Below are 22,668 nucleotides of genomic sequence, written 5' to 3'. Positions count from 1 at the left end.
CGCCGTCTCTCTTCGCGCCGTCTCACAGCGCCTCGGCTCCCTGCTCGCCGGTGCGCACCCGCACCACGGATTCGACCGGGGTGACCCATACCTTGCCGTCACCGATCTTGCCGGTCTGCGCCGCCTTGGTGATGACGTCGATCAGGGTCTCCACGTCGTGGTCCTCGGCCAGCAGGTCCAGCTTGATCTTCGGCACCAGGTCGATGGTGTACTCGGCGCCGCGGTAGACCTCGGTGTGGCCGCGCTGGCGGCCGTAGCCGGAGGCCTCGGTGACGGTCAGCCCGTGCACGCCGAAGGCCTGCAGCGCGCTCTTGACCTCGTCGAGCTTGTACGGCTTGATGATCGCTGTGATCAGCTTCATGGTCAGGCTTCGACCTTCTCCTCGGAGGTGGCGGGCAGTGTCTCAGCCGCCGATGCGGTGGCGGCCGCCAGGCTCACCGCCGCGCGGTGCAGGGAGCCGCTCAGGCCGCCCCAGTCGTACGCGGTCTCGGCGTGCTCGGTCTGGTCCACGCCGGTGATCTCGGCCTCTTCGGTCACCCGCAGGCCGATGGTCTTGTGCACGAGCAGCGCCAGGAGGAAGGAGACCACGAACGAGTAGGCGAACACGATCGCCGCCCCTTCCGTCTGTGCCCACAGCTGGTCCAGCCCGCCGCCGTAGAACAGGCCCTCGCGGGCGCCGTTGGTGTAGGCCCCGACCTCGATCGGGTCCGCGAACAGGCCGATCAGCAGAGTTCCGAGGATACCGCCGACCAGGTGCACGCCCACGACGTCGAGCGAGTCGTCGAAGTTGAACCGGTTCTTGAGGTTGACGGCGTAGCAGCACACGAAGCCGGGGATCAGGCCGACGAAGATCGCTCCCATCGGGGAGACCGAGGCGCAGGCGGGGGTGATCGCGACCAGGCCCGCGACGGCGCCGGAGGCCGCGCCGACCGTGGTGAACTTCCCGTGCTGGATCTTCTCCGCGGCCAGCCAGCCGATGACCGCGGTGCAGGTGGCGACCTGGGTGTTGAGGAAGACCACCGAGGCCTGGCCGCTGGCGGTCAGCGCGGAACCGGCGTTGAAGCCGAACCAGCCGAACCACAGCAGCGCCGCGCCGAGCATCACGAACGGCACGTTGTGCGGCCGCATCGGGTCCTTCTTGTAGCCGACCCGCTTGCCGACCACCAGGGCGCAGGCGAGCGCTCCGGCACCGGCGTTGATGTGGACCGCGGTACCACCGGCGAAGTCCATCACGTGCAGCTTGGCGTTGATGAAGCCGTTGGGCGAGAAGACCCAGTGCGCGACCGGGAAGTAGATCACGGTCACCCAGCCGATCACGTACACCGTCCAGCCGACGAACTTGGTGCGGTCGGCGATCGCGCCGGAGATCAGCGCGGGCGTGATGATGGCGAACATCAGCTGGAAGCACGCGACCGCGAACAGCGGCACCCCGGTCGAGCCGTAGATGCCCGGGTGTCCGGAGCTGGCGCCGGTGGCGATGCTGTGCATCCCCCACTGGGTCAGACCCCCCCAGAAGCCGCTTCCGTTCGCGTCGTTCGCGTTACCGAATGAGACCGACCATCCGTACAAAACCCACGCGACGGTGACGACCGCGATACAGATGAAGTTCATCATCAGCATGTTCAGCACGCTCTTGGCGCGCACCATGCCGCCGTAGAAGAACGCGAGCCCTGGCGTCATCAGCAGCACGAGTGCTGAGCTGGCCAGCACCCATGCGGTGTTACCGGAGTCAAGAGTTGGCATCGTTCACGTATCCTTCGCGAGGCCGCCCGGCGGTCCGACGCAGCAGCCCGGACCGGTTAACAGGGTCGTGTCAGTGGAAAGGTTGCGCTCAGGGGTGCCGACCACGTGGCCGACCGTTCACAGGAGGGTGACGCCGTTGTCCTGCGCAGAACCTTCGCCGCGGGCCGTTACCGCTCACTGCGCGTGATGTTTCACTGACGTGACGGATTGCTCAAGCTGGTTACGAGCGTGTGAACGCCTGGAGAGGCAGCGCCGGCATCGGAACCCGGGCGCATCCGGCCGTCGCGTTCCGCGGCCGTTCGGCCAGATCGACCAGCGCGGTTTCCTCGGGGAAACGCTCCAGGGCGCGGCTGAGCACCGCGCGCAGGCGCTCCTCACAGCGGCGTGACCGCAACCGCACGGCGAGCGAACAGGCAACGCGCAACGCCTCGACGACCGCGGGAGCGTCCCCGAGCAGCGTGCGGCAATCCGCGACGCCGATCAGCGCGGACACCCGGCCACGTAGCGCGGCCGCGCCCTCGCGTTCGTACATAAGCACGGCGGTTTCGAACCTTGCCACGGCATCGGCGGCGGCCGCGGGCACGCGGTCGGCCAGATCGCGCTGCGCCTGGCCCAACTCCGTGTGCAGCGTGGCGGCCGTGTATCCGGCGAGCCACGGCGGCGCGGGTGTCCCGTCGTGGGCTTGGGCGTCCCGGTGGGCGGACAGGGCACGCCCGACGGCCTGCCGGCACCGCTCCGCCCGGCCCAGCGCGCCGTGGGCCCGCGCCTCGACCGCGTCGACCAGCGAGCACACGAGCGGTTCGAGCTCGCCGCGGCCGGCGGTCCGTCCGACGGCGAGCAGGTCCAGCGCGTCCTGCGCCCGGTTCAGTTCGACCAGCTGACGGCTCATCACGGCCAGGATCGCGACCGCCAGCGAACGGTCCGCGGATTCCTTGGCGCAGTGCAGGGCGAGAATCTGGTAACGCTGCGCCGTCGCTTGCAGCCCCGAGTCCAGAGCCATCTCGCCGGCGAGCAGGGCCAGTTGCGCGGCGATGTGGAACAGCCGCGGCGCCGCCGACTCGGGCGCCTGCCGCAGCACCTCGGCGACCTCGTAGAGCTGGCCGACCACGGCGGCACGGCGGATTCCACCGCCCGCAGCCGCGTCCCAGGCGCGGAAGGTGCGCGCCGCCTCCTCCAACTGCTCGACGAGGGGCGCCGCGCGGCCCGCACGCGGCCTTGGCGCCGCACCGGATGCGCCGAGCGGGTGCGCGGAACGCGTCGCCGTTGCGGGCAGAAGCCATCGTTTCACCGGCTCCACCAGCGCCGCTCCGGCAGCCAGCGGCGGCGCGCCGCCCGCGCCGCGCCGCCCGAGGATCAGGTCGCTGCGGCAGAAATCGGCGAGCAGTTCCGCGGTGCGCTCCGGCGACCAGGGCAGGTCCGTCAGCGTCCCGGCGATCGGGCTGGGCGGTTCGCGCAGCCCCAGGTCGCTGAGCGTGACCACGCAGCCGAAGCGCTCGCTGAACAGTTCGGTCAGGATCCGCGGGATCGGATCGCGCGGCTGCTCGCCGTCCAGCCAGCGGCGCACCCGCGAGGTGTCCGTCGCGACGTGTGCGGCGCCCAGGTCCCGCGCTCGCCGGTTGACCAGCCGGGCCACCTCGCCTTTCGACCAGCCGCTGCGCAGGAACCAGGAGGCGAACAGTTCGTTCGGCAGCCGATCAGGCACCCGCCGCGCCCCCTCCATGAATGCGCCGCCTCGCGAGCCGGCGAGCCGGCGAGAGTCGCCATTTGTGACCATCGGTGAGCCGAACGTAACCGTTCGGCCACGGCGTCCGCAGGCAATCCGCAAATGCGCCAGGATTCGCCACCCATTCATCGGCGCGTCGCTACCTGGGCCCGGCTATGGTCTATTCGGGGAAGACCTGTCGGCATCACTCCTTCCGGCGAGATGCAGCGCCGCTGAGCCGTGTTTGAGATGCAGCGCCGCTGAGCCGTGTTTGAGAAGCGCGCCGGATATGTCCGCGGCGTCTGGCGCGTGCGATCGCAAGGCGGCGGAGCACCCTCATACCGGGTCGTGTTCCTCGCGCGGGGCGGTAACCCGGATCAGGGCGTCACAGTTGAGAAAGGCGTGGCGACGACAATGCGCGGCCGACTGGGCTTGGACGCTCTGCTGACACACCAGCCCGCCAGGCGCCGGGCCACGGAAGGCGAGCCGGCCGGCGGGTCAGCGTTGGAGCCGACGCCGCATACGGGTGTACTGGATGCTCGGCACCGCGCGGGTTTCCCGCGCCCGGGTCTCGGCGCGGCGTTCGTCACGCACCCGCACGTGATTGCCCACCGCGCGACGCCCTCGAACGGAAGCATCCGGGCGACCGCCCTGCGGTATGCCGCCTGGGGCTGGCCGATCGCCCCGAACCGGGCGAGCGCGCCGTCGACCGACCTGGAGCGGATCTTCGCGGCATGGTCGCGCACGCCGGACGCCCCGATCATGGCGGCGTGCGGCATCGCATTCGACGTCGTCGAGGCGGACGCCGCGCTCGGCCGCACGGCGCTGATCCGGCTGGACCGGCTCGGCGTCGAACTCGGCCCGGTGCTGTGGACTGCGTTCGGCTGCGCGCCGACCGCTTCGGCCGGCCTCGGTGACAGCGATCCGCGCGCGAGGATCGGCTTTCTGGTCCGCGTGGGCACCGCGGCCGCTCTCCGTGCGCTGATCGACCCGGGTACGGGCCCTGTCCTGCTGGGAAGCGGCGACCGCGTCGAACTTCCCGCGGTCCTCGACCAGCAGCGGTTTCATCGCGCCGGCATCCCGTCCGGTCCCCGCTGGCTGCGCGCTCCGGGGCCCGAACGACCCGCCTTCCCCGCCGCCCACGTGGTCCTCGGCGCCCTCGCCCTCGCGCCTCACCGCGCCTTCGCCACGATCTAGGCCACTCTGTCGTCCGAGTTCTTTGATTTTGAGGCAAGTTTTTCTGGCCTGGTCAGCTTGCCGGTGCGGGCCCCCGCATCCCGCCTGGCCGCGTTGCCGAAACGCCCACAGACGACCCACTGCGTTGATTGAGCACCGCGAGGGTGTTCCGGCGCCTTGCCAGCAGGGCGCGGATGACCGGACGTGCGCAGCCAGGTCGAGCAGAGTCATGCGACGGATTTCCGGCGCGGGACACTAGGCCAAAGGCCTAGGCGGGCCTTCGGGCCGCTGCGACGGTCGAACGCGGTTGCGCCCGCGACGCTCGCCGGCAGGATCGGTTGACCGGTTTCAGCAGCCGGCCGCTCACTGGCCGACGAGCGCGTCGACGAAGGCTGCCGGTTCGAAGGGGGCCAGGTCGTCCGCGCCCTCGCCGAGGCCGACGAGCTTGACCGGAACGCCCAGCTCACGCTGAACCGCCACGACGATGCCGCCCTTCGCGGTACCGTCGAGCTTGGTCAACACGATGCCGGTGATGTCGACCACCTCCCGGAAGACACGCGCCTGAACCATGCCGTTCTGGCCGGTGGTCGCGTCGAGGACGAGCAGCACCTCGTCCACCGGACCGTGCTTCTCCACCACCCGCTTGACCTTGCCCAGCTCGTCCATCAGACCCACCTTGGTGTGCAGCCGCCCGGCCGTGTCGATCAGCGCCGTGTCCACACCCTGGTCCTTTGCCTGCTTGACCGCGTCGAACGCGACCGACGCCGGGTCCGCGCCCTCCGGGCCGCGCACCGTGCTCGCACCCACCCGCTCACCCCAGGTCTGCAACTGGTCGGCGGCGGCGGCGCGGAAGGTGTCGGCCGCGCCGAGCACGACCGAGCGCCCGTCGGCGACCAGCACTCGGGCGAGCTTGCCGGTGGTCGTGGTCTTGCCGACGCCGTTGACGCCGACGACCATGACGACGGCCGGGCCCGCGCCGTCCGCACGCAGCGAGTGGACAGTCCGGTCGGTGTCCGGGCCGATCAGCGTGAGCAGTTCCTCGCGCAGCAGGTCGCGCAGATCCTCAGGGGTGCGCGAGCCCAGGATCCGCACCCGGGTGCGCAGCCGCTCGACCAGCTCTTGCGTCGGCGCGACGCCGATGTCGCTGGTCAGCAGCAGGTCCTCGACCTCCTCCCAGGTGGCCTCGTCGAGCTTGTCCCGGGACAGCAGGCTGAGCAGGCCCTTGCCGACCGCACTGTTGGAGCGCGCCAGCCGGCCGCGCAACCGGACCAGGCGCCCGGCGGTGGGCTCGGGGACCTCCAGTGGAACCGGCACCGCCACGACGGGCGGAGCGGGTGCCTCAGCGGGAGCGGGTGCCTCGACGACGACCGGGGCGGAAGCGACCGGCGGCGCCTGCGCGCGCGGTGGTGCCTCGGGCGCGATCGTGGCCGTGGAGCCACCGGGCGCGGCGGTACGCTCGGACGCGGGCGGCACGCGGCGGCGGGTCGCCGAACCACGGACGAGGAAGGTGGCAGCCACTCCGATCACCGCCACGGCGAACACGACGGCGATGACGATGATCAAAATCTCCATGGTGCCATTCTCTCAAGACGCCAGGGCGGCGCGGCCCGGTTTGTTGCGCTTGCAGTCAGTTGTCGGATCGTCAGGCGGGTCGTCGTCGCGTCGGTCATGCCGCGGCGGCGGTGTCACGAAGCTTCTGCGAGATCACGGTCGTGATGCCGTCACCACGCATCGAGACGCCGTATAGCGCGTCGGCTACCTCCATCGTGCGCTTCTGGTGCGTGATCACGATCAGCTGCGAGGATTCGCGCAGTTCCTCGAAGATGCGGATGAGCCGCTGCAGGTTGGTGTCGTCGAGCGCCGCCTCGACCTCGTCCATGACGTAGAACGGCGACGGACGGGCTTTGAAGATGGCCACGAGCAGGGCCACGGCGGTCAGCGAGCGCTCGCCGCCGGAGAGCAGCGAGAGCCGCTTGACCTTCTTGCCGGGCGGCCGCGCCTCGACCTCGATGCCGGTGGTGAGCATGTCCTCCGGGTCGGTCAGATACAGCCTGCCCTCGCCCCCGGGGAAAAGCCGCGAGAATACGCCCTCGAACTCGCGCGCGGTGTCCGCGTACGCCTCGGCGAAGACCTGCTGGACCCGCTCGTCGACCTCCTTGACCACCTGGAGCAGGTCGATACGGGTCTTCTTCAGGTCCTCCAGCTGCTCGTTGAGGAACTTGTAACGCTCCTCCAGCGCCGCGAACTCCTCCAGCGCGAGCGGGTTGACCTTGCCGAGCGCGGCGTAGTCCTTCTCGGCCTGGCGCAGCCGCTTCTCCTGCTCGGCGCGCACGAACGGCACCGGGGCGTTGCGCGGATCGCTCGGGTCGTCGCCCGCGCCCAGGTGGGACACCGCGATCGCGGCCGCCGGCGGCGGTACCGGCTTGTCGGGACCGTACTCGTCGAGCAGCGCCTCGACCGTGACGCCGAACTCCTCCAGCGCCCGGGCCTCCAGCTGTTCGATCCGCATCCGTTTCTCGGCGCGCGCCACCTCGTCGCGGTGCACCGAGTCGGTCAGCTTCTCCAGCTCGCCGGCCAGCTCGCGCACCCGCCCGCGCAGGATCTGCAGCGCTGCCTCGCGCTCGGCACGGTCGCGCTCGGCGGCCTCGCGCTCGGCGCCGGCCCTGCCCAGCGAGACCTCCAGGCAGGCGAGGGTCTGGCGGGCCGCGGAGACCACGGCCTGCGCCACGGCGGCCTGCCGGGAGGCGTGCTGCTGCCGGGCTGCGGCGCGGGCCCGGGCCTCGCGTTCCTGGCGGGCGCCGCGGTCCAGGACGTCGGCGCGTCCGGCCAGCGACCGGGCGCGCTCCTCTCCGGTGCGCACCGCGAGCCGCGCCTCCATCTCGGCGGCCCGGGCGGCGGTGGCCTCGGCGGCCAGCTCGTCGCGAGCGTCGGGGGCCAGGTCGTAGCCCTCCTCCAGCGCCTCGGCGGCCGCGACCGCCTCCTCGTGCTGAAGTTCCAGATCCGCCAGGGTCTGCCGTTCCTTCTCCCGGGCGGCCTCGGCGGTCTCGATGGCCTTGGCGAACCGCTCCACCTCGCCGAGCGCGCCGCGGGCCTGGCCGCCCAGCCGGCCCAGCTGCTGGGCGACCGAGGCCTTCTGCGCGTCGGCGGCCCGGCGCTGGGCGAGCAGCGCGTCGAGCGCCTGCTTCGCGCCGCGCTGGCCGTCGGTGGCCTGTTCCAGTTCCGTGCGCAGCCGGCGGGCACGCTCACGCGCTTCGAGCAGCTTCTCCGCGGCCTCGTCCACCGCGGCCTGCACTTCGAGCAGCGAGGGCGCGCAGGACGAACCGCCATAGGCGATGTGACGGCCGAGCACGTCGCCGTCCCGGGTCACCGCGACCAGGTCGGGCTGTGCGGCGATCAGCGAAGAGGCTTCGGAGAGATCGTCCACTATGGCCATGCCGCGCAACAGGCGGCGCAGCGAGGCGCGCATCTCGTCCGGGACGGTCACCAGATCGACGATGTACTTCGCGTAGTGCGGCAGCACGGGCCATTGGCCGAAGCGGTCGTCGGCCGGGGCGCCGCCGACGATGACGGCCGCCCGGCCCTTGTCCTCGGTCTTGAGCAGCCTGATGGCGTTGACCGCGGCGTCGGCGGAAGAGACCGCGACGGCGTCGGCGGCCAGGCCCAGCGCCGCGGCGACGGCGGCCTCGGCGCCCTGCTCGACGGTCAGTATCGCGGCCACGGAGCCCAGCAGCCCGGAGAGCCGGTCGGTGGCGGCCAGCAGCGCGCCCGCACCGTCCTTGCGGTTGAGGCCCAGTTCGAGCGCTTCCTTGCGCGCTGCCATCGCGGCGCGCTGCCGCTCGGCGTCGCGTTCGGCGGCGCGCAGCGCGGTCAGGGCGTCCTCGGCGGTGGCCAGGGCCTCGGTGGCGGCTTCTACCTCGGCGTCGAGGCCGTCCGCGCCGTCGATGCCCTCCACCTCGGCCTTGAGCAGGTCGTACTCGCGCTGCACCGCGGCGGCCCGGCCCCGGGCCTCGTCGTGCGCGGCGTGCAGCCGGTCGATCTCGGCCTGCGCGGCGCCGGAGCGGGAGCGCACCGCGTCGACCCGGCCGGCCAGCTTCGCCAGATTCTCGCGGCGGTCCGCGGCCGACCGCACCGCGGCGGCCAAACGCTTCTCCTCGGCGGCCAACGCGGTCTCGGACTCGCCGCGACGCCGTACCGCGTCTGCCAGCACCCGCTGAGCCTCGGCGATCTCCTCGGCGATGGCCTCTTCCTGTTCCCGGATGCGCCGGGCCTCGCGCTCCATGTCCTCCGGGTCGCGGCCGCGACGCTCGTTCGCATCGGCGCCCTGCGCCAACTGGTTGAGGTTGCGCACGCGCTCCCCCGCCAGCGACGCCGTACCGCGCAGCCGCTCACGGAGTGAGGAGAGCCGGTACCACGCCTCCTGCACCGCGGCCAGGTGCGGTACCAGCTCCTGGACCTCGTGCTCCAGTTCGGTCTCCCGCGCCTGGCTTTCGGCGTACTCACGTTCCAGCTCGGCGCGCAACTGGCGGATCGCGGTGTCGTCCGCGGTCTCCTTCTCGTACGCGGTACGCAGTTCGGTCAGATCGTCCGCGAGCAGACGCAGCCGGGCGTCGCGCAGATCGGCCTGGATCACGGCGGCCCGGCGGGCGACCTCGGCCTGCCGGCCCAGCGGCTTGAGCTGGCGGCGCAGCTCGGTGGTCAGGTCGGTGATCCGGGTGAGGTTGGCCTGCATCGCGTCCAGCTTGCGCAGCGCCTTCTCCTTGCGCTTGCGGTGCTTGAGGACGCCGGCGGCCTCCTCGATGAACGCGCGCCGCTCTTCGGGTCCGGCCTGCAGTACCGCGTCGAGCTGGCCCTGTCCGACGATCACGTGCATCTCGCGGCCGATGCCGGAGTCGGAGAGCAGTTCCTGGATGTCGAGCAGTCGGCAGGCCGAGCCGTTGATCGCGTACTCCGAGCCGCCGTTGCGGAACATGATCCGCGAGATGGTGACCTCGGTGTAGTCGATCGGCAGGGCGCCGTCGGTGTTGTCGATGGTGAGGGTGACCTCGGCGCGGCCGAGCGGCGGGCGTCCCGCGGTGCCCGCGAAGATCACGTCCTCCATCTTGCCGCCGCGCAGCGACTTGGCGCCCTGCTCACCCATGACCCAGGCCAGCGCGTCGACGACGTTGGACTTGCCGGAGCCGTTCGGGCCGACGACGCAGGTGATCCCCGGCTCGAAGCGCAGGGTCGTCGCCGAGGCGAACGACTTGAAGCCCCGGAGGGTCATGCTCTTCAGGTACACGTCGGTGACAGTCCTAGCGGCGGGCCGGGCGAGCGGGAACGTATCCCTTGAGCGTACCGGCCCGGGGTGACGCGGCAGCTCCAGGCGTCCGGAATGCGGGGAAAGTAGTACCGGGTGTGGGCCCCTGATCGCCGGTGGAAGCAGAGAAGGGACGCTTAGCGCGTCCCTTCGCAGTTTTTCGGGTGCCGCCGTCGGCTGTCGGCCGGCGCCTCCGGTCGACCGGAGATACCGGTCAGGTCAGCGCGGGCTCCCGCTCGGCGACCGTGGTGGCGAACAGCTCGTGGTCCAGAGAGGCGGTCTGCACTGCCGCGGCGAGTGAATCGTTCTCAGCCTGTACTCGTACCAGCTGGTCTTCGAGGTCACGCACGCGCTGCTGAAGCCTCCGCATCTCGGCGGCCATTCGCGGGTCCGTCCCCCCGATGTGTCCGAGTAGCGCCTTAGCCATTCCAGGGTCCTCCACGCTGAGTGACCGACGCGGCGTCTTTTCTGCCGCGTCACGTGAGGTCATATCGCGCCGTGCCGTCGTGCGGGGTCGGTGCCCGGCGGGCTGTGGGAGCGGCCCAAGGCGGCGCTGAATCGGCCTGAAGAACCTGCATTCGCCGACTCAAGTGCACCCCACAGGCGCGACAGCCCACTGGCGTTCTACGACGCAAAACGACAGGTGCGCGGGCTTCTAGCGTCTCACCAACCCCGCCGTGGGTCAAATCCGACAGAGCAGTTGCCACCCGTTCGGAGGTTTGGGTCTGGTTCGGCGTGGGCACCATGTTGCGCCGTTCGGGCGGATTAGCGTCGCCTGATGATCGACGAAAGTCATTCGGCGCCGGGCGATGGTGCCGAGCGCGGCTTGCGACGGGCGCCGGACCGGCGGCCGGCGCGGGCGCTGATGCTTCCGCTCCCCTTGCATTTCACCAGAATCCGCTGCGCGCGCAAGCCCCGCCCGAACCCGGACGCGAAACGCCGGATACGCCGTACCGGTGGCGCAGAACGTCACCGGGGGCCACTGCGGGCAAGAGGCCGTGAACGGGTGGAGGAATTCTCCGGGACATAGCCGGAATATTCGCTGCTGTTCATTCAAGCTCGGCTTTCGCTGTTTTCGCAGAGGTGATGCAGTCAGGCTGTCAGGTCCAGTCCGGCTTGGGCCCAGGCGAGCTGGACCGCGCGGATATCGGCGTCGGTGGGCTTGAGCGGGGCGTTGGGTTCGGGTGAACACAAGCTGGTGACTGCGGCCTGCCGTGCCGATCGACGTCGGTCGTATGCCAATTCCCGGAAGGTCGCCGTCGACGAGGTCCTCCGGGCACGCGTGGGTGCGTTCGGCTGAACTCAGGTCAGGCTGACAGGCGGGGCTGGGAGTCAAGCTCAGCCGCGCGCACCTGCAGGTCGCTCAAGGCCGCTGCGGCATGGACCGGGAACGGTTCGTCATTGTCCGACCGCATCCAGCGCTCGACGGCGATGGAGAACGCGAGCATCCCCACCTCCGCCGCCAGCCGGGCCGTCAGCTCCTCTGTGCCCCGTTCGCGCAGGGCGGCGCTGATCGTCCGGGCGATCCGGGCGTGCTTGAGCAGTCCCCGCTCCTGCACTTCGCTGTTCGCCGCGACCACCAGGACGCGCTGGGCAGCCTTGGCCCGCTGTTGCGGGGTCATCGCGGCCTCGGCGGCCGTGAACGCTGCCTGTAGGCACTCGGTGAGCGTGGCATCCGGTGCGGCGGCGCGGATGCCGTCGGCGAATAGCCCGGCCAGCCGGTCTTCACCGCTGAACAGGACCTCCCGCTTATCGGCGAAGTGCCGGAAGAACGTGGCCCGGTTCAAGCCAGCGCGGTCCGCGATCTGCGCGACGGTCGTTTCCTCGTACCCGTTCTCCGCGAACAGGTCCAGTGCGGCGGTCTCCAGGCGCTCCCGCGCGTCCGGCGCCCATCTGCTCACCCTCACAGCATAAGCGAGGCGACCGGATCGCATCACCCGGGCAGGCAATGATGCGACGGCGTCGCATGCTGGTGTTAGAGTTGATGCGACCGGATCGCATCGGCACTCCGGCCGCGGCCTCCACGCCGCGCAACTTCATCACCCGAAGCACGACCAAGGAGAATCTCCATGCGTATCTTCGTCACCGGCGCTTCCGGCTGGATCGGCTCGGCCGTCGTGCCCGAACTCATCAGTGCTGGCCACCAGGTCCTCGGACTGGCCCGCTCGGACGCCTCCGCCCAAGCAGTCGCCGACCTGGGCGCCGAGGTGCTCCGCGGCGATTTGGACGACACCGACGTGCTGCGCGCCGGCGCTCTGGACAGTGACGGCGTCATCCATCTTGCCTTCGTCGTGCCCAGCGTGACCGAGGCCGCGACGCGGACCGACGCCACGGCCATCCAGACGTTCGCCACCAGCCTCGCCGGCTCCGGCAAGCCCCTGGTCATCTCCGGTGCGACGCTCGTCACACCCGGCCGACCCGCGACCGAACGCGACGAACTCGTCCCTGCCGGGCCTATCGCTGCCCGCATCACCAACATGCGGGCAGCGCTCGCGGCCGCAGACTCCGGCGTGCGCACCTGCCTGGTCATGCTGCCCCGCTCGGTGCACGGCCAGGGAGAACGCCACGGTTTCATTCCCCAGCTCATCACCGCAGCCCGGGCCAAAGGCGTCTGCGGCTACATCGGCGACGGGGCCAGCCGCTGGCCTGCCGTCCACGTGAAGGATGCCGCGCGTCTTTACCGGCTGGCCATCGAGCACGCTCCCGCCGGCGCAGTCCTCAACGCCGTCGGCGACGAGGGGGTGCCCACCCGGGATATCGTCGAGACCATCGGCCGACACCTGAACCTACCCGCCCGGTCGATGCCCGCCGAAGAATTCGAGGGAATGTTGGTGCGCCTGCTCAGCACCGACATGCCCGCCTCCAGCACCATCACCCAGGATCTCCTGAGCTGGAAGCCCACCCACCCCGGCCTCATCGAAGACATCGAACAGGGCCACTACTTCACGTGACCACCCAGGGACCGCGGGCGAGACAACCACCCGACCGTACGAGTACGCGAGCCGGACGTCGACGATCCCCTCGTTGTCAGAGAGTCGGCTGTCGCTGTCTTGGCAGAGGCGACCTGATGCGCCTGATCGGGGGGTTTGCAGTGGTTGCGGGCTGATCGCCTGGAGCGCCACAGAAGCATCGACGGTGAGATGCCATCTCCGAAGAGGAGCCCGCCGATGCTTCCGGATGCGACCTTACCCGCCTCGCTGCTGGCCTTGCTGGGGAACCTTCGTTACGTGTTCACCGCGCCGGGCTTCGCCACGTTCGCCGCGCTGGCGACCGGGCTGATCGCGAACACGGGGGCCGGGACGGTGACCGGGATGCTGACCGGCGCGGGGCTGGCCCGCACCTGGCCGCACGACCGGGCGCACGCGTTCTTCGCCCGCGCGGCCTGGAGCAGCGACACCCTGGGCCTGTACCTGTCGCGGCTGATCGTCAGAACCCTGCTGCCAGCCGGAGCGGCTCTGACCGTGGCGGTGGACGACACGCTACCTGGCCCTGGCACCACCGACCTGCACAGCACCCCGGCAACGCTGGTGTCGAGATACGCCTGGAGATGGTCCACCGAGGTGACGTTCGCCGAGGCACGCCAAGAACTCGGAGCCGGCCAGGCCCGCAACCGCATCCAGCTCGCCGTCGAGCGCACCACCCCGTTCGCCCTGTACTGCCACACGATCGTCGTCATCTGGTACACACTGCACGGACACCACCCGGCCGATGCCGCCGAACGGCGCGAGCGCCAGCCCTGGTACACGTCCAAGGCCGAGCCCGCGTTCGCCGACATGGCCGCCGAACTCCGCCGCACGACCATCGCGGCCCGATTTACAGCCAACGCCCCGCTCAAGCCCACCGACGCCGAAATCCGCGCCGTCCAACAGGCCTGGGCCCAAGCAGGACTCGACCACGCCGCATAACCACGTAACCACATCAGGCCTGTGAAAACCGCGAAAGCCGAGATTCAAGGCGGCCGGGACCATTCCGACGTGGACTCGACTACCGCGCCGAATCACGGCCGGGCGGACGGCTCACGCAGAGGGAGACTCGTCCCGCCCGGCGCACTCGGCACGGCACGGTTCAGCTCAGCGGCAGCGCACCGAGCTGGGACGTGATCCGCGCGACGTCGGCCTGCGCATCGGCCAAACGGGTGCGAATCTTCGTCACCACCGCCTCCGGGGCCTTGCTCAGGAATCCCGGGTTGCCCAGTTTCGCCTCCGCCCCGGCGATCTCCTTCTGCGCGGCGGCCAGGTCCTTGGACAGGCGGGCCCGCTCCGCCGCCACGTCGATCGCGCCGGACAGATCGAGTTGCACCGTCGCCTGCGGGGTCTGGAGCGTGGCGGTGGCCGAGAAGCCCGGCTCCGGATCGGTCAGCCGGGCCAGCTTGCGGATCTCGGCCTCGTGCGCGGCCAGCGGTCCGGACAGGCTCAGCCGCGCGGCCACCTTCTGTCCCTCCTTCAGCCCCTGGTCGGCGCGGAAACGACGCACCTCGGTCACCGCCTGCTGCAGCGCGGCGATCTCCGCCTCGGCCGCGGGATCACGCAGTGAGCCGTCGGCGGTCGGCCAGGCGGCCACGACGATCGAGCGCGGCTGCTCGCCTGCACCCAGGGCGCCGGTCTCGTCCCCGGCGTCCGGCGAGATGTCGTGCAGCGCGAGCCACAGCTCCTCCGTCACGTACGGGATGTACGGGTGCAGCAGCCGCAGCGTCACGTCCAACACGTGTCCGAGCACGGCCCGCGTGGTGTCGGCCTCCTCACCGCCGCGTGCGAGCGGGGCCTTCGCGAGCTCCACGTACCAGTCGAACACCTCGTCCCAGGCGAAGTGATAGAGCGCCTCACATGCCTTGGCGTGCTGGTAGTCCTCCATGTACGCATCCACCTCGGCGGTGACGGCGGACAACCTGGAGAGGATCCACCGGTCGGGCGCGCCCAGCCGCTCGCGGACGGGCAGAGCGGCCGGCGTCACACCGTTCATCAACGCGAAGCGGGTCGCGTTCCAGACCTTGTTGCAGAAGTTGCGCGAGCCCTGTGCCCACTCCTCGCTGGTGGCCAGGTCGGCGCCCGGGTTCGCGCCGCGGGCCAGCGTGAAGCGCACCGCGTCGGAGCCGTAGGCGTCCATCCACTCCAACGGGTCCACGCCGTTGCCCCGGGACTTGGACATCTTGCGGCCGAACTTGTCCCGGACCAGGCCGTGCAGCGAGACCGTCCGGAACGGCACCGACTCGACCGGACCGCGGTCCTTCATCGCGTAAAGGCCGAAGAGCATCATCCGCACGACCCAGAAGAACAGGATGTCGTACCCGGTCACCAGCACGCTGGTCGGATAGAACTTACGCAGGTCCTCGGTGTCGTCCGGCCAGCCCAAGGTGGAGAAGGGCCACAGCCCCGAGGAGAACCAGGTGTCGAGCACGTCCGGGTCCTGCGTCCAGCCCGCGCCGGGCGGCTCCTCGTCCGGTCCCACGCACACCGTCTGGCCGTCCGGGCCGTACCACACCGGGATGCGGTGGCCCCACCACAGCTGCCGGGAGATGCACCAGTCCAGCAGGTTGTCGGTCCAGGAGAAGTACCGCGGCTCCAGTTCCTTCGGGTGGATCTTCACCCGGCCCTCGCGCACCGCCGCGGAGGCTTCGGCGGCCAGCGGGCCCACCTTCACCCACCACTGGAGCGAAAGCCGCGGCTCCACCACGGTGTCGCAGCGAGAGCAGTGGCCGACCGCGTGGACGTACGGCCGTTTCTCCGCCACGATCCGGCCCTCGGCCCGCAGCGCGGCCACCACCGCGGGGCGCGCCTCGAAGCGGTCGAGGCCCTGGAACGGGCCGTGCACGGTGATCGCGCCACGCTCGTCCATGATCAGCAGCGAGGGCAGCGAGTGCCGCTGGCCGATCTCGAAGTCGTTCGGGTCGTGCGCGGGAGTCACCTTCACCGCGCCGGTGCCGAACTCCGGGTCGACGTGCCGGTCCGCCACGATCGGCACCCGGCGCCCGGTGAGCGGCAGCTCGATCTCCACCCCCACCAGGTGCCGGTAGCGCTCGTCGTCGGGGTGCACGGCCACCGCGGTGTCGCCGAGCATGGTCTCCGCCCGGGTGGTGGCCACCACGATCGAGTGTGTGCCGTCGCCGTAGCGGATCGACACCAGCTCGCCCTCGTCCTCCTGGTGCTCCACCTCGATGTCCGACAGCGCGGTCATGCAGCGCGGGCACCAGTTGATGATCCGCTCGGCGCGGTAGATCAGGCCGTCGTCATAGAGGCGCTTGAAGATGGTCTGCACCGCGCGCGAGAGACCGGCGTCGAAGGTGAAGCGCTCGCGGCTCCAGTCCACCGACGCGCCCAGCCGGCGCATCTGGTTGAGGATGCGCCCGCCGTACTCGGCCTTCCACTCCCATACCTTCTGCACGAACGCCTCGCGGCCGAGGTCGTGTCGCGAGAGGCCTTCCTTGGCCAGTTCCCGCTCCACCGCGTTCTGGGTGGCGATGCCGGCGTGGTCCATGCCGGGCAACCACAGCGTCTCGAAGCCCTGCATCCGCTTGCGGCGCGTGATCGCGTCCTGGAGCGTCATGTCGAGGGCGTGCCCGATGTGCAGCGAGCCGTTCACATTGGGCGGCGGGATCACGATCGTGTGCGCGGGGCGGTCGCTCTTCGCGTCGGCCTCGAAGTAGCCGGCCCGTACCCAGCGCTCATAGAGCTTCCCCTCTACCTGCGCGGGCGCGTAGTGCGTCGGCAAGCTGGCGGCGGCGTCGGCGGGGGCGCCCTGGCTCTGAGGGGATGTTCTACCGGTCACGCTCTGATTGTACGGATCGCGCGCGGCGCCCCGGTCCGAATTCCGGCGCGCGAGTAGCTGCGGCGTGTATGAGCGGAGGCGGCGCGCAACGCCGGTCCGTCTTTGAGCTGACCGTGCGGATAGTGTGTGCCCCGCTTCGCCGCCGTGGCGCGGCAAAGGAGGGAAGTGACGAGATGTCATGGGACGCGCAGCCGCCACCCGACTCGCCGGCGCCCAGCCCCTCACAGCCAGAGCCAGAGCCACAGCCACAGCAGCCATTCGGCGCTCAGCCGACTATGCCAATCGCCTATGACCAGTATGGGCAGCCGATGGCCCCGCCGACCGGCCAACCGGGTGGGTACTTCACGCAACCGGACGTAACGCAGCAGTGGGCGCAGTCGCCGTATGGGCCTGCGCAGCCCTTGTTCGAGGCGCCGCCTCAATCCACGCGGAAACGTGTGCGTCTTTACGTGGGGGTCGGTGCCGCCGCGGCGGTCGTGGCCGGCGTGATCGCCGTGGTCGTCGCGACGACCACGTCCGGCGGGAGCGGTACATCCGTGGCACAGGGCACCGGCACTGCCTCGGCGACCGCCGCTTCGGGCGGGGGCGTGCTCGGCGACGGCGCGAACGGCGCCTCGCCGCCGCCGACCGCATCCGCGAACACGCCGTCACGCTCGCTCGGCATCCCGCTGGCCGCCGGTCCGCTCCATCTGGTGGCCGACGCGGACACCGCTGAACGCATCAGTGATCTGAAGAAGAACCTCGCCGGGAACGTGGCCTACCCGGACCCGCAGGTCGGCTTCTACCGCGTCGGCCCGACAGGGTCGTACAGCGTGTGGCTGCTGGCGCAGAACATGAGCGGCAACGCCGACTTCCAGAAAGCGCTGGGCTACTCGGGTGTGACGGGTGTGATGAAGCAGATCATCGCGGGCGCCTCGATGACCGACGTGACCACAGAGGATCCCGGGCCGCTCGGCGGCGCGCTGGACTGCGGCAAGCTGAGCGTCGGCGGAACCCGGATACGTTCGTGCACCTGGGTGGACCGCAGCTCCTTCGGCTGGGTGTACTTCCTGTCCAGCGTGAAGGACAGCAAGATCCTGTCCTACACGCTCGATCTGCGCTCAGCCGCAGAACACTGACACAAGCGCGCGAGGTCGCGCCACCCGGCGCGGCGCGCTACGCGGACTTCTCGCGCGGAGCCCGGTTCTGCGCGGAGCGGTGCGGCGAGTCACGCGGCACCAGCGTCGGGTTCGCGTGCTCCTTCACCGACTCCGCGGTGATCAGCACCTGGGCCACGTCGCGGCGGGAAGGCACCTCGTACATCACCGAGAGCAGCACTTCCTCCATGATCGCGCGCAGTCCGCGCGCCCCGGTGCCGCGCAGGACGGCCAGATCCGCGATCGCCTCGATGGCGTCGTCGGAGAACTCCAGCTCGACCCCGTCCAGCGACATCAGGTGCTGGTACTGGCGCAGCAGCGCGTTCTTCGGCTCGATCAGGATGCGGCGCAGCGCATGGCGGTCCGGGCTGCGCACGCTGGTGATCACCGGCAGCCGGCCGATGAACTCCGGGATCATCCCGAACTTGATCAGATCGTCCGGCATGACCTCGTTGAAGACGTCCTGCGACTCGAGTTCGGCGCGGCTGCGCAGTTGCGCGCCGAAACCGATGCCCTGCTTGCCGATCCGGCTCTGGATTATCTTCTCCAGGCCCGCGAAGGCCCCGCCGACGATGAACAGCACGTTCGTCGTGTCGATCTGGATGAACTCCTGGTGCGGGTGCTTGCGCCCGCCCTGCGGAGGCACCGCGGCGATCGTGCCTTCCAGTATCTTGAGCAGCGCCTGTTGCACGCCCTCGCCGGAGACGTCCCGGGTGATCGACGGGTTCTCGCTCTTGCGCGCGATCTTGTCGACCTCGTCGATGTAGATGATCCCGGTCTCGGCCTTCTTCACGTCGAAGTCGGCGGACTGGATCAGCCGCAGCAGGATGTTCTCCACGTCTTCGCCGACGTAGCCGGCCTCCGTCAGCGCGGTCGCGTCCGCGATCGCGAAGGGCACGTCGAGCATCCGCGCCAGGGTCTGCGCGAGGAAGGTCTTGCCGGAGCCGGTCGGGCCGAGCAGCAGGATGTTCGACTTGGCCAGCTCGACGGCCTCGTCCCGGGCGCTGCGGCCGGTGTCGCCCGCCTGCACCCGCTTGTAGTGGTTGTACACGGCCACGGACAGCGCCTTCTTGGCGGCGTCCTGGCCGATCACGTACTGGTCCAGGAAGTCGTAGATCTCCCGCGGCTTGGGCAGCTCCGACCAGCGGTGCTCGGCGGAGCCGGCCAGCTCCTCCTCGATGATCTCGTTGCACAGGTCGATGCACTCGTCGCAGATGTACACGCCGGGTCCGGCGATCAGCTTCTTGACCTGCTTCTGGCTCTTTCCGCAGAAGGAGCACTTGAGCAGGTCGCCCTCACCGATGCGTGCCACGGGGTGGATCTCCTTCGCCTCGACGCCGGACGCCCGGCCCGGCGGGGCCGAAAAAGCCCTCAATGGAAGACGTTACCGCGTTCACGGCCGGAACGGGGGCAGGTAAACGCCGGGAAGCTTCCGGGCGCCCCCTGCCGCTCCGCTCCGGCGCGTCGCCGAGCGCCTCACAGGGACGGGCGTGCCATGCCCTCGACCCGGCTCGTGACGACCTGGTCGACCAGGCCGTACTCCACGGCCTGAGGCGCCGTCAGGATCTTGTCCCGCTCGATGTCCTCGCGTACCTGTTCCTCGGTGCGGCCACTGTGCTTGGACAGCAACTGCTCCAGCAGCGCGCGCATCCGCAGGATCTCGTTGGCCTGGATCTCCAGGTCGTTGAGGTCCGCGCGGCCGGTCTCGGTGTAGGGCTGGTGAATCAGGATCCGTGCATTGGGCAGTGCGAGCCGCTTGCCCTTCGTGCCGGCGGCGAGGATCACCGCCGCGGCGGAAGCGGCCTGACCGATGCAGACGGTCACGATGTCCGGTTTGACGAACTGCATCGTGTCGTAGATCGCGGTCAGCGCGGTGAACGAGCCGCCCGGGGAGTTGATGTAGATGGTGATGTCCCGGTCCGGGTCCATCGACTCCAGGGTCAGCAGTTGCGCCATCACGTCGTTGGCGGACGCGTCGTCGACCTGCACGCCGAGGAAGATGATGCGCTCCTCGAAAAGCTTGGCGTACGGGTCGTATTCGCGTACGCCTTGGCTGGTGCGCTCGATGAAGTGCGGCAGGACATATCGGGCCTCGTGCCTCAACGCGGCCGACGGGCTTTCAGACATGGCTTCGGTTCCTCACTCGTTTCGTCGGCGGCGCTCAGGCAGTGGTCACGGGATTGTTGGTCGGGCCGTGCGCGGCCGCGGTGAAGATGTCGTCGATCAGGCCGTACTCCTTGGCCTCCTGCGCGGAGAACCAGTGGTCGCGGTCCGAGTCCTTCTCGATCTTCTGCTCGCTCTGGCCGGTGTGCAGCGCGGTCAGCTCGATCATCCGGCGCTTGCTGCGCAGCAGCCGCTCGGCCTGGATCTTGATGTCCGAGGCGGAGCCGCCGAGTCCGGCCGAGCCCTGGTGTAGCAGGATCTCGGCGTTCGGCAGCGCGAAGCGCTTGCCCTGGGCGCCCGCGGTCAGCAGGAACTGGCCCATCGAAGCGGCCATGCCCAGCGCGACCGTGGCCACGTCGTTCGAGATCAGCTGCATCGTGTCGTAGATCGCCAGGCCGGCGGTGACGGAGCCGCCCGGGGAGTTGATGTAGAACCAGATGTCCTTTTCCGGGTCCTCCGCATTGAGCAGCAGCAGCTGAGCGCACAGTGTGTTGGCGATGTCGTCGTCCACGGGCGCGCCGAGGAAGACGATCCGGTTGCGCAGCAGCCGGTTGAAGATCTGGTCGTTGAGCCCGCCAGGGCCGTCGAGACCCGCCATCCGCGGAGCCCTGTCCGAGTACGGATTCGTCACGTCATCCACCTGTCTGCTTCGGAAAACCCGTTCCACTGAAAGCGACCCTAACCCGTGCCACCGAGGTGGGGACGGATCAGGGCCGCTTGTTCGCTCTAGGCGTTCTATGCCGCGCGGTACGCGCAATGGTCACTGCACCCGGAACCGACGGTTACGCGTGGTCATGGCCGTAGTGCTCGTCGCCGAGCTCGCGGCCGAACGCGTCCGGGCCCTCACCCAACGTCGGGGTGTCCAGCTCGGAGAGGTCGACGGTGTTGCCGGAGGCGTCCTTGACCTGCGCGTTCTCCAGGATCAGCCGCAGCGCCTTGCCGCGGCGCACCTCGCCGACCAGCGCCGGCACCTGGCCGGAGTCGACCACCTGCTTGGCGAACTGGTCCGGGCTCAGGCCCGAGCCGGAAGCGCGCTCGATCAGGTGCTGGGTCAGCTCGGCCTGGTTGACGCTCAGCTCCTCCTTGTCGGCCAGCCGGTCGAGGACGAACTGCGCCTTCATGCCGTCGCGCACCTGCTTGTCCAGGTCGGCGGCGAACGCCTCGGGTTCCTGGTCCTGCAGCTTGAAGAAGCCCTCGCGGGTCATCCCGGCCCGCTGGATCTGCTCGTCGAGCTGCTCGTTGCGCCAGGCGATCTCCGCCTCGACGGTCTTGGCCGGCAGCGGCACCTCGACCTGGGTGAGCACCGACTCGAGCACCTTGTCACGGGCCTGCGCGCCCTGCTCGAACTTCCTGGCCCGTTCCAGCCGCGAGCGCACGTCGGAGCGCAGCTCCTCCAGGGTGTCGAATTCGCTGGCCATCTGGGCGAACTCGTCGTCCAGTTCAGGCAGCTCGCGCGCCTTGACCGCGCCGACGGTGACCTTGATGTCGGCCTGCTCGCCCGCGTGCGCGCCGCCGACCAGCGTGGAGACGAACTCGGCGCTCTCCCCGGCGCTCTTGCCGATGATCGCCTCGTCCAGGCCGTCGACCATGCTCTCGGAGCCGACCTCGTAGGAGACCGCGCTGGCGGTGCCGTCCTCAAGCTCCTCGCCGTCGATGGTGGCGAGCAGGTCGATGGTCACGTAGTCGCCGTCCTGCACGGCGCGCTCGACCCCGGTGAGCGTGCCGAAACGCTTGCGCAGGGCCTGCACCTGCTCGTCCACGTCGGCGTCGGAGACCTCCACGTCGTCCACCTGGACCTCGACGCCCTTGTAGTCGGGCAGCTCGAACTCGGGGCGCACGTCCACCTCGGCGGTGAACTTCAGCTGGTCGCCGTCGACGAACTCGGTCACCTCGACCTCGGGGCGGCCGACGACCTCCAGCCTGTTCTCCTGCACCGCCTGGCCGTACAGGTCCGGCAGCGCGGAGTTGATCGCCTCCTCCAGCACCGCGCCGCGCCCGAGGCGCTGGTCGATGATGCGCGGCGGCACCTTGCCCTTGCGGAAGCCCGGAACGGTCACCTGCTCGGCGATCCTCTTGTACGCCGTGTCGAGGCTGGGCTTGAGCTCGGCGAAGGGAACCTCGACGGTGAGCCGGACCCGCGTGGGGTCGAGGGTCTCGACGGCGCTCTTCACAGCTGTGATCTCCTCGCTGGGACTACTTATCGGTAACAAGCGCTCGCTCGGGGTGTGGTCACGCCGTGTCGGAAGCGTTGCGGCGGCGGTAGGTGCACCGGGACGCACGCCGCATCGCGCTTGCGCTGGGTATCGTACCTTGCGCACCCCTACGGGGTGATAAAAGCGCAGATCGCGGCCGGTCACGACATGGCGCCGCGGGCCGGCGTCGCGCCAACCGTCCGTAGCCGGCGTCGTCGGGGTGGCCGGATTCGAACCGACGGCCTTCCGCTCCCAAACTCGCGCCCGCATCGTACGGCCCCGGCCCTCGGCTGGAGCTGCACCACATACGACCGGAGCATCCTAGCCGCCGCTCATGCAGCTCACGCAACGCTGTGAACCGGCCCGAACTGAGCTTGAGATTTGAGGTCTACAAGATCTTTTGTGGCGTGGTGGTGTGATCGCCTGACAACGGGCACGGCCACCTGGCATTCTTCGGATCTGTTCTAAGGAATCGAAGAAAGGTCGGGTGGCCGTGGG

General features: G+C 69.9%; 16 protein-coding genes. 4 read left to right on the top strand and 12 right to left on the bottom strand.

Annotated features, from left to right (window positions below; genetic code table 11):
* Positions 1-22 precede the first annotated feature (22 nt).
* The 3 genes from KGA66_RS07155 to KGA66_RS07145 form a co-directional block, all read right to left on the bottom strand.
* Positions 23-361 carry a P-II family nitrogen regulator gene (locus KGA66_RS07155; protein WP_211465905.1) on the bottom strand — a complete coding sequence of 113 codons (339 nt, stop codon included), beginning with the start codon at positions 359-361 and terminating at the stop codon, positions 23-25.
* 2 nt (positions 362-363) lie between these two features.
* Positions 364-1,743: an ammonium transporter gene (locus KGA66_RS07150; RefSeq protein ID WP_211465903.1), complete on the bottom strand. Its 1,380-nt coding sequence runs from the start codon at positions 1,741-1,743 to the stop codon at positions 364-366.
* Positions 1,744-1,963: 220 nt separating this feature from the next.
* On the bottom strand, positions 1,964-3,445 hold the full coding sequence (locus KGA66_RS07145) for an NsdA family TPR-like regulatory protein (protein WP_211465901.1): 1,482 nt from the start codon (positions 3,443-3,445) through the stop codon (positions 1,964-1,966).
* Positions 3,446-3,847: 402 nt separating this feature from the next.
* Between KGA66_RS07145 and KGA66_RS07140 the strand changes: the two genes are divergently transcribed.
* On the top strand, positions 3,848-4,642 hold the full coding sequence (locus tag KGA66_RS07140; RefSeq protein WP_211465899.1) for a bifunctional DNA primase/polymerase: 795 nt from the start codon (positions 3,848-3,850) through the stop codon (positions 4,640-4,642).
* 342 nt (positions 4,643-4,984) lie between these two features.
* Here KGA66_RS07140 and ftsY read toward each other — a convergent pair whose 3' ends face one another.
* From ftsY to KGA66_RS07120, 4 genes are all read right to left on the bottom strand, one after another.
* Positions 4,985-6,193, bottom strand: coding sequence for a signal recognition particle-docking protein FtsY (gene ftsY / locus KGA66_RS07135; protein ID WP_211465897.1), 1,209 nt, complete (start codon positions 6,191-6,193; stop codon positions 4,985-4,987).
* Between the two features lie 94 nt (positions 6,194-6,287).
* Complete coding sequence (gene smc / locus KGA66_RS07130) at positions 6,288-9,899, bottom strand: chromosome segregation protein SMC (RefSeq protein WP_211465895.1); 3,612 nt, start codon at positions 9,897-9,899, stop codon at positions 6,288-6,290.
* Between the two features lie 232 nt (positions 9,900-10,131).
* Positions 10,132-10,344: a hypothetical protein gene (locus KGA66_RS07125; protein ID WP_211465894.1), complete on the bottom strand. Its 213-nt coding sequence runs from the start codon at positions 10,342-10,344 to the stop codon at positions 10,132-10,134.
* Positions 10,345-11,224: 880 nt separating this feature from the next.
* The gene (locus KGA66_RS07120; protein ID WP_211465893.1) at positions 11,225-11,818 is read right to left on the bottom strand and encodes a TetR/AcrR family transcriptional regulator; all 594 of its coding nucleotides are present in this window, start codon (positions 11,816-11,818) and stop codon (positions 11,225-11,227) included.
* A 168-nt stretch (positions 11,819-11,986) separates the two neighbouring features.
* Here KGA66_RS07120 and KGA66_RS07115 point away from each other — a divergent pair, with 168 nt between their 5' ends.
* Entirely contained in the window at positions 11,987-12,868 is an 882-nt protein-coding gene (locus KGA66_RS07115) for an SDR family oxidoreductase (protein WP_211465892.1), read from the top strand.
* A 216-nt stretch (positions 12,869-13,084) separates the two neighbouring features.
* Positions 13,085-13,822: a transposase gene (locus KGA66_RS07110; protein ID WP_211465890.1), complete on the top strand. Its 738-nt coding sequence runs from the start codon at positions 13,085-13,087 to the stop codon at positions 13,820-13,822.
* 160 nt (positions 13,823-13,982) lie between these two features.
* Here the strand turns inward: KGA66_RS07110 and KGA66_RS07105 are convergent, their stop codons facing one another.
* The gene (locus KGA66_RS07105; protein ID WP_312886797.1) at positions 13,983-16,679 is read right to left on the bottom strand and encodes a valine--tRNA ligase; all 2,697 of its coding nucleotides are present in this window, start codon (positions 16,677-16,679) and stop codon (positions 13,983-13,985) included.
* A 449-nt stretch (positions 16,680-17,128) separates the two neighbouring features.
* Here KGA66_RS07105 and KGA66_RS07100 point away from each other — a divergent pair, with 449 nt between their 5' ends.
* Entirely contained in the window at positions 17,129-17,797 is a 669-nt protein-coding gene (locus tag KGA66_RS07100) for a hypothetical protein (RefSeq protein ID WP_211465886.1), read from the top strand.
* 37 nt (positions 17,798-17,834) lie between these two features.
* Here KGA66_RS07100 and clpX read toward each other — a convergent pair whose 3' ends face one another.
* The 4 genes from clpX to tig form a co-directional block, all read right to left on the bottom strand.
* Positions 17,835-19,127: an ATP-dependent Clp protease ATP-binding subunit ClpX gene (gene clpX / locus KGA66_RS07095; protein ID WP_211465884.1), complete on the bottom strand. Its 1,293-nt coding sequence runs from the start codon at positions 19,125-19,127 to the stop codon at positions 17,835-17,837.
* A 164-nt stretch (positions 19,128-19,291) separates the two neighbouring features.
* Positions 19,292-19,942, bottom strand: a complete 651-nt coding sequence (locus KGA66_RS07090; RefSeq protein WP_211465882.1) for an ATP-dependent Clp protease proteolytic subunit — start codon at positions 19,940-19,942, stop codon at positions 19,292-19,294.
* 34 nt (positions 19,943-19,976) lie between these two features.
* Positions 19,977-20,576 (bottom strand): ATP-dependent Clp protease proteolytic subunit, encoded by a 600-nt coding sequence (locus tag KGA66_RS07085; protein WP_211466000.1) that lies wholly within the window; start codon positions 20,574-20,576, stop codon positions 19,977-19,979.
* Positions 20,577-20,760: 184 nt separating this feature from the next.
* On the bottom strand, positions 20,761-22,149 hold the full coding sequence (gene tig / locus KGA66_RS07080; RefSeq protein ID WP_211465880.1) for a trigger factor: 1,389 nt from the start codon (positions 22,147-22,149) through the stop codon (positions 20,761-20,763).
* Positions 22,150-22,668 lie beyond the last annotated feature (519 nt).

This window comes from Actinocrinis puniceicyclus, from assembly GCF_018283645.1.
Taxonomy (GTDB): domain Bacteria; phylum Actinomycetota; class Actinomycetes; order Streptomycetales; family Catenulisporaceae; genus Actinocrinis; species Actinocrinis puniceicyclus.
The sequence above is the reverse complement of the archived record's forward strand: the minus strand, read 5'-3'. Positions and strand labels throughout refer to the sequence as shown.